This is a genomic window from Paracnuella aquatica (genome assembly GCF_003332885.2).
GTDB lineage: Bacteria > Bacteroidota > Bacteroidia > Chitinophagales > Chitinophagaceae > Flavisolibacter > Flavisolibacter aquaticus.
Genome location: NZ_QOWJ01000032.1, coordinates 1 through 5,266, shown reverse-complemented (window position 1 = coordinate 5,266; position 5,266 = coordinate 1). Strand labels below are relative to the sequence as shown.

Genomic DNA, 5,266 nt, shown 5'->3' with positions numbered 1-5,266 from the left:
GCTGTTTTAAGGCTCTTTGCTGCTGGGATACGGTATAGGGCATCATACAGCAAAAGCCTGCTTTGCGGCTGAAATAAAAAGGACCGCTTTTCCAAAGCAATCCTTCGGTCACTTTTTCATTCGTTTACCTACGTTGTGCCACAGCCACCGCTGTTATGTGCCGTTTATCTCTTTTAGGTCAACTTTGTATTTCTTATTACCGTCCATTATAATCGCTTCTTGTTTACGAAGAATGACTGTGTCAAGAATGGGTTTAAATCCGTCATGATTATAGGAAGTCAGCTTGAAGGTTTTCTTCTTTTGTGTCAGCAGGTTTTCAAAAGCCAGTGTGTAATGGTTCTGGATAGCAGTGTCCGTGTATAGAATAAAATTATTGACACTATCTGTTTCAATCATGCCGCCCTTTACCACTTTTACTATTAACTCGCTTCTTAAAGGCAAAAAAGCATATTCTCCGTATTGTCCAGAGGAAAAGGTCAGAATACAAGCAAATGCGTCCGATGTCCAAAGTACCTGAGGCGAAGACCAGGCAATATCATAAGTTTTCAGTCTAGTTGTCTGCTCAAAAGTGTCACGCTGTACGTGAAATACAAATTCATTGTTGATTTTGTCAAGCTGAATATGAAAATCATAAATCGGTGTTGAACTCTTTATTGAGCCAGTTTTATGGTTTTCGAATTGATTAGCAGTGTCACTCTTGAGCGATTTGTCACAAGAGAACAATAAAAGGACAAAGGGAAAAAGGATGTAACGCATAGGGGTTCTAATGGCACATAACGGGCAGGGCTTGCTGCTGTGCTGGGATTTTATAACGTCCAGCCCGGAACTGAAGCCCAATAGAATTACTGATGTTGAAGATAAGAACTAAAGCTGAATAGAATTACGTCTAACCGAACTGCTGCGGATAGCGAACAAAAAGATGAGGATTTATTCGTCAGCCAGCGTAGCAGCAAACCCCATGTTACTTGCAGTGCTTCTCTGTCACACAAAAGATGCTTGCCTTGTCAGTTGATGCTCCTCTAACCCTAAGTCTGCAATAAAGAGGTCTTTAATTTTTTGTGTAATCTCACTTTTATTTGCTGTCGTTGATACTCGTCTTGATTTTAAATAATGTTCTCTTGAAAGTTTTTCTGCAAACTGTCCTACAGTTTGCAAGTCAAGTTCGTTTCCAAACTTATTTGCTATTGTCATTGCAATTATTGATACGGTCAAGCCCACAAGTCCTGCTTGCCAAAAAAAGAAGAGTCCAACAAGCAATGCTATGAATATAATTGCAAGTGTCCCTGTGATTGAATGTTTCGGTCTTAAAACGTTAGTCTTGAAGCCTAAGTGTTTGTCAATGTTTTTAAACGATTGTCTGCGGATATTTTTTGGAAACAGCTTTTGCAAGTCTGTGTCCGGAATTATACTGGTTTTGTCAATTAGTAAAGTGTCAGCAATAGCGTTACGTAACTTGTAAAATGCTTGTTGTGTCGTACAATCATTTGAATTGTCGCCCTGAACCTTGCTTGTAATTATGTCGCACAGTTCACCAAATGTTTTTGTGTCCTTAAGTTCTGTGTCGCCAAACTTAAAGCCAAAAGAGTTCTCAACTTTTACCAAAACATCAGAGATGTCTTCTGGGTCAATGTTGCAAAGTTCGTATGTGTCGAGGTCTGTCATAGCATTGCAAGTAACGTTAAAGGTGTTGCTGTCAGTGCTGGCGTTTTTTGTACTTCAGCCTCACCCTTGCACTAATGTAGATTAGAATTGGTTTCGTTCAAAACTTATTCATCAGCCAGCATTGCAGCAAAACCCTGTTAGCAGCCCTTTATCTCGCTGAAGCTTGCGAAAGTTGCTTCTATTCCCTTAAATGTCTCTTTATTGATGGAAGGCAACTCTGAAGCCCCAATCCTTGAAACGATAAATTCTTTTTTCCTGCCATAAAGCTGCTTTAGAAAGCGGTACTTGTCTAGATTATTCAGCCAATAATTTAAGTCAGCCCTTAACACACTTTGGAGCAGGTCGCCGTGATACAAATCGCCGTCCGTTAGAATATTTTCTTTAAGTCTATCGAGTGCAATAGGTACTAAATATTCTAAACTAAAGTTTTGCCCAATCATGATTCTGAGGTCTTCAGTTGTGAAATCTTTCAGAGCCTTCTTTCTTAAAGCAAATGTAGTCTGAACTAAATGGGAGTCGTAAGATGGACGTCCCCAATCCTCACCGTCTAATTGTTCAAGCGTCTTATTTATGTATTTCATTTAGGGCTCTTTCTAACTAATGGCTGCTAACGACCAGGGCTTTGCGCTGTGGCCGAGCATGAAGTTAAGAACTATAGTGACTGCTCGGAGGCCATAGCGCAACAGCCCATGTTGTGCGCCGTACTACCCCCAGTCAAGGAGCACCATGCGCCAGTCTCCCGAAATAACCTTGTCCAGAAAGGCCAATAATATCTCCTTGTCACGGTGATATTGCGGGCCTTTCAATTTATCACTTTCTGCCAGAGTCTTCTTTATTCGTACCGCAGACTCTTTGTTTAATTCATTGTAAATGTGTCCATCCAGCAACGCCTTCCACTCTTTAGGCCAAAATCCTTTCTCGCCGTAAATGAGCTTGTCAAGTTCACTACTTTCATCTCGAAGGTTTGCAAAGAAATTTGCCTCAAACTCGAAATGCCCGCCTTCCGTCTGCACCCACTTATACTTGAATTGCTCCGGCAGCCATTTGGAAAATAGAAAATAGCTTCTGGCAGCACCTGCATATTTCGCATCGCCCGACTGTACTGAAGAAAGAATAGATTTTGCGAGCGAAACGTTTGTGCTATCAATAAGCGCAGTGTTATCCGAGTATTCAGAAAATGAAGACTCCTTTCGTTTAAGAGAATCAAAATCAGCTAAGAGAGTCAACTCGCGTAGATCATCTATAGTGAAATCACTAGAAAACTTTTCAACGGAAGCGCGGTCGAAAATAAGAAATGTAAACTGAGTCTGATTTTGTCGCTCGGGAGGTATTTTGTCCATATGCAAATTTGTCTGCGTACCTGTGCACGAGCAGAAAAGAATAAAAATTAGAAACGTGAGCTTTCGGACTGTCATGGTATGGCGCACAACGATTACCGGCTTGCCGCTGTACCGGCATTCCGTGGTCCGTCGGCTTAAATTTATTACAAAAGTGTAATAGAGATAATTTGTTCAACACTTGGCGTTCAGCCGGTATAGTGGCAAACCGCTGTTGTGCGCCGCTGGTTTAGGAATACCGCATAACAATAGTTGATGCTCCACCCTTTCCGTCATAAAAGGAGCCTATATTACCCCATACGAAATGCCGGTCAGCCCCCAAGCATTCAGTCAGCTTATCGTCTAAATATCTTTGTATGCCTAACTCATTTTCCTCGCTCCATTCTTCCCAGGAAGCACTCCTTGCAGGCAGGTCAGATAGTAGAAAGTTAATTTGTTTCAAACTGTTACCCTGGAAAATGAATAGAAGATTTGATAACGGCGATTCATCCGAAACTTTGTTTACCATGTACCATGACCAGCCGTTTCCAAGTTCACGAATCTGCACTAGGTCTTGACCGAAAAGCAAAACGATGTCTTGTGGTCGGATTGCTCTGTCAACATGAATGTTCTTGTTGATTAGTAAAGTTCCAGTGTTGGAATCAATAAAATGATGCATAGAACTATTCCCAAGGTTATTGTCATTCTTAGGTGGCGCACAACGTCCATCGGCTTGGCGTTCGGTGGGGATTTTATATTCGTCCAGCCGAAACCAAAGCTGATTTGATTTATAATGATGAATTTAAGAACTAAAGCTAAATGTTGAACCTCGTGCCGGAACTGAAGCACAACAGCGATTTATAGCCGATAGCTTATTCATCCAGCCCCACTGACGCCAAACCGCTGTTGCCTGCTGTGCTATTACACCGTTAGAAACCCATGTTTTGCTAATTCTAATACGAGATTATTTAATTCGTGGTCGCCCTCAAAACACTCAAGCTTTCTAAATTCCTTTACTTTATTTGCAACCGCTTGACTGAAGAAGCCATTAGCTTGAGCCACTGCTAAAAGGCCAACCATCAATTTCGCTTTCTGTTCCATGTTCTTCAGTGCCTTCAAGTTTTCCTCGTTAAATTCACCATAACGCTGTTGGTCTTCAAAATGCTTTTCGACTGTCCCTGGGTAACCAATAATCCATTTTTCCGCACTGCGTTGCGTTTGCAGGTTCGAAGTAAGAGCAAAATACTTATCCCTTATTCCTCTATTTATTCTGTTTGTTTCAGCTTCTTCGGTGTTTGGAAAAACGAACAGAAAATGTCTTCTATCAAGCGGAATTTGTATTATGTTGGTTGGGTCAAAGAGTTGAAAACGATTTTGAACAGCACTATGTATATTGACTGGGTTGTCCGATGTTATCAAATCGATATCTCCTTCAACTTCGAAAACACTAATTGCGCATTTGTATTTATAAGCAACGAACCTATGCCAATAGTCTAAATGCGTCGAAATAAAAATTTGACGGTTTTCTTCTCTAAGTTTTTTCTTAATCGCATCAACTTCATCCCTCAAAAAAACCAAAGGCTTTCCTTCAAAATCGATGTTTATTTCTTGTTTAGCTTCATCTGTTAACTCAACAGCTCTGTCGATAATTCTATCTATTAAGTCATTGTGAGCATGGAGAAATTTGGGGGTTCTAAAGTATAGGCTTAAAAGTGTATGTAAGATTTTATGTTTTTGTTTACTGCTTATATGGGTTCTACTTTTGTCCAAAAGCAGTTCATAAACTTTTGGGTATTCTTCGTCCACATGAGTTGCGTAGTATTTTTCCAGCGTATACGGGTCGTTACTTCCTGTTTGAGGTAATGTATAAAGCCCAGATTTTACACAAATGTCTTTTGTGCTTAGATAAAGTTTCTTTTTTGAAGCGATTTCAACGGCGTCCACAAACCTCTTGTCCTTCTTTTGCTGTGCAAAGTTTCGTAGATACGACCTCGGAATGAAATGCTGGTGGTTAGGCTTGTTAGTTTTTTGCATTGTCAGTTAGCATTGCAGGCAACGTGAAAGGGCTTTTTGTCTGTGGCGGCAAAAGCGTTCCGTCAGCATAGCCCATAACCTAAAGTAAAAATTATTTTCTAATGCCTAGCACCAGTACCGCAGCCGCCATTGCAAAAAGCCGCTGTGCGTGTTGCACAACGCAGTAAATTTTCTGCTTTGTTGCTTGCATTGAAGCGTGTTGCTGATTATCTTTTAGCATGCAAGGCCGCAAGCAATATCAAGAGAAGCTGTTC

The 5,266-nt window shown here is 40.8% G+C and carries 6 protein-coding genes; all 6 read right to left on the bottom strand.

Annotated features, from left to right (window positions below):
* Positions 1 to 153: 153 nt before the first annotated feature.
* The 6 genes from DRJ53_RS20885 to DRJ53_RS20860 all read right to left on the bottom strand — a co-directional run bounded on the left by DRJ53_RS20885 (position 154) and on the right by DRJ53_RS20860 (position 5,012).
* Positions 154 to 756 (bottom strand): hypothetical protein, encoded by a 603-nt coding sequence (locus tag DRJ53_RS20885; RefSeq protein ID WP_123893771.1) that lies wholly within the window; start codon positions 754 to 756, stop codon positions 154 to 156.
* A 225-nt stretch (positions 757 to 981) separates the two neighbouring features.
* Positions 982 to 1,662: a hypothetical protein gene (locus tag DRJ53_RS20880; protein WP_114237615.1), complete on the bottom strand. Its 681-nt coding sequence runs from the start codon at positions 1,660 to 1,662 to the stop codon at positions 982 to 984.
* Positions 1,663 to 1,799: 137 nt separating this feature from the next.
* The gene (locus DRJ53_RS20875; RefSeq protein ID WP_114237614.1) at positions 1,800 to 2,243 is read right to left on the bottom strand and encodes a contact-dependent growth inhibition system immunity protein; all 444 of its coding nucleotides are present in this window, start codon (positions 2,241 to 2,243) and stop codon (positions 1,800 to 1,802) included.
* Between the two features lie 123 nt (positions 2,244 to 2,366).
* Positions 2,367 to 3,002, bottom strand: a complete 636-nt coding sequence (locus DRJ53_RS20870; protein WP_114237613.1) for a hypothetical protein — start codon at positions 3,000 to 3,002, stop codon at positions 2,367 to 2,369.
* Between the two features lie 226 nt (positions 3,003 to 3,228).
* Positions 3,229 to 3,657, bottom strand: a complete 429-nt coding sequence (locus DRJ53_RS21390) for a hypothetical protein (RefSeq protein ID WP_114237612.1) — start codon at positions 3,655 to 3,657, stop codon at positions 3,229 to 3,231.
* 242 nt (positions 3,658 to 3,899) lie between these two features.
* Positions 3,900 to 5,012 carry a DUF4238 domain-containing protein gene (locus DRJ53_RS20860; protein WP_114237611.1) on the bottom strand — a complete coding sequence of 371 codons (1,113 nt, stop codon included), beginning with the start codon at positions 5,010 to 5,012 and terminating at the stop codon, positions 3,900 to 3,902.
* Between the last annotated feature and the right edge of the window lie 254 nt (positions 5,013 to 5,266).

What these genes read in the sequence shown, in the direction of transcription:
- DRJ53_RS20885 (WP_123893771.1), bottom strand. Translation starts at nt 756, where the DNA reads ATGCGTTACATCCTTTTTCCCTTTGTCCTTTTATTGTTCTCTTGTGAC.
- DRJ53_RS20880 (WP_114237615.1), bottom strand. Translation starts at nt 1,662, where the DNA reads ATGACAGACCTCGACACATACGAACTTTGCAACATTGACCCAGAAGAC.
- DRJ53_RS20875 (WP_114237614.1), bottom strand. Translation starts at nt 2,243, where the DNA reads ATGAAATACATAAATAAGACGCTTGAACAATTAGACGGTGAGGATTGG.
- DRJ53_RS20870 (WP_114237613.1), bottom strand. Translation starts at nt 3,002, where the DNA reads ATGGACAAAATACCTCCCGAGCGACAAAATCAGACTCAGTTTACATTT.
- DRJ53_RS21390 (WP_114237612.1), bottom strand. Translation starts at nt 3,657, where the DNA reads ATGCATCATTTTATTGATTCCAACACTGGAACTTTACTAATCAACAAG.
- DRJ53_RS20860 (WP_114237611.1), bottom strand. Translation starts at nt 5,012, where the DNA reads ATGCAAAAAACTAACAAGCCTAACCACCAGCATTTCATTCCGAGGTCG.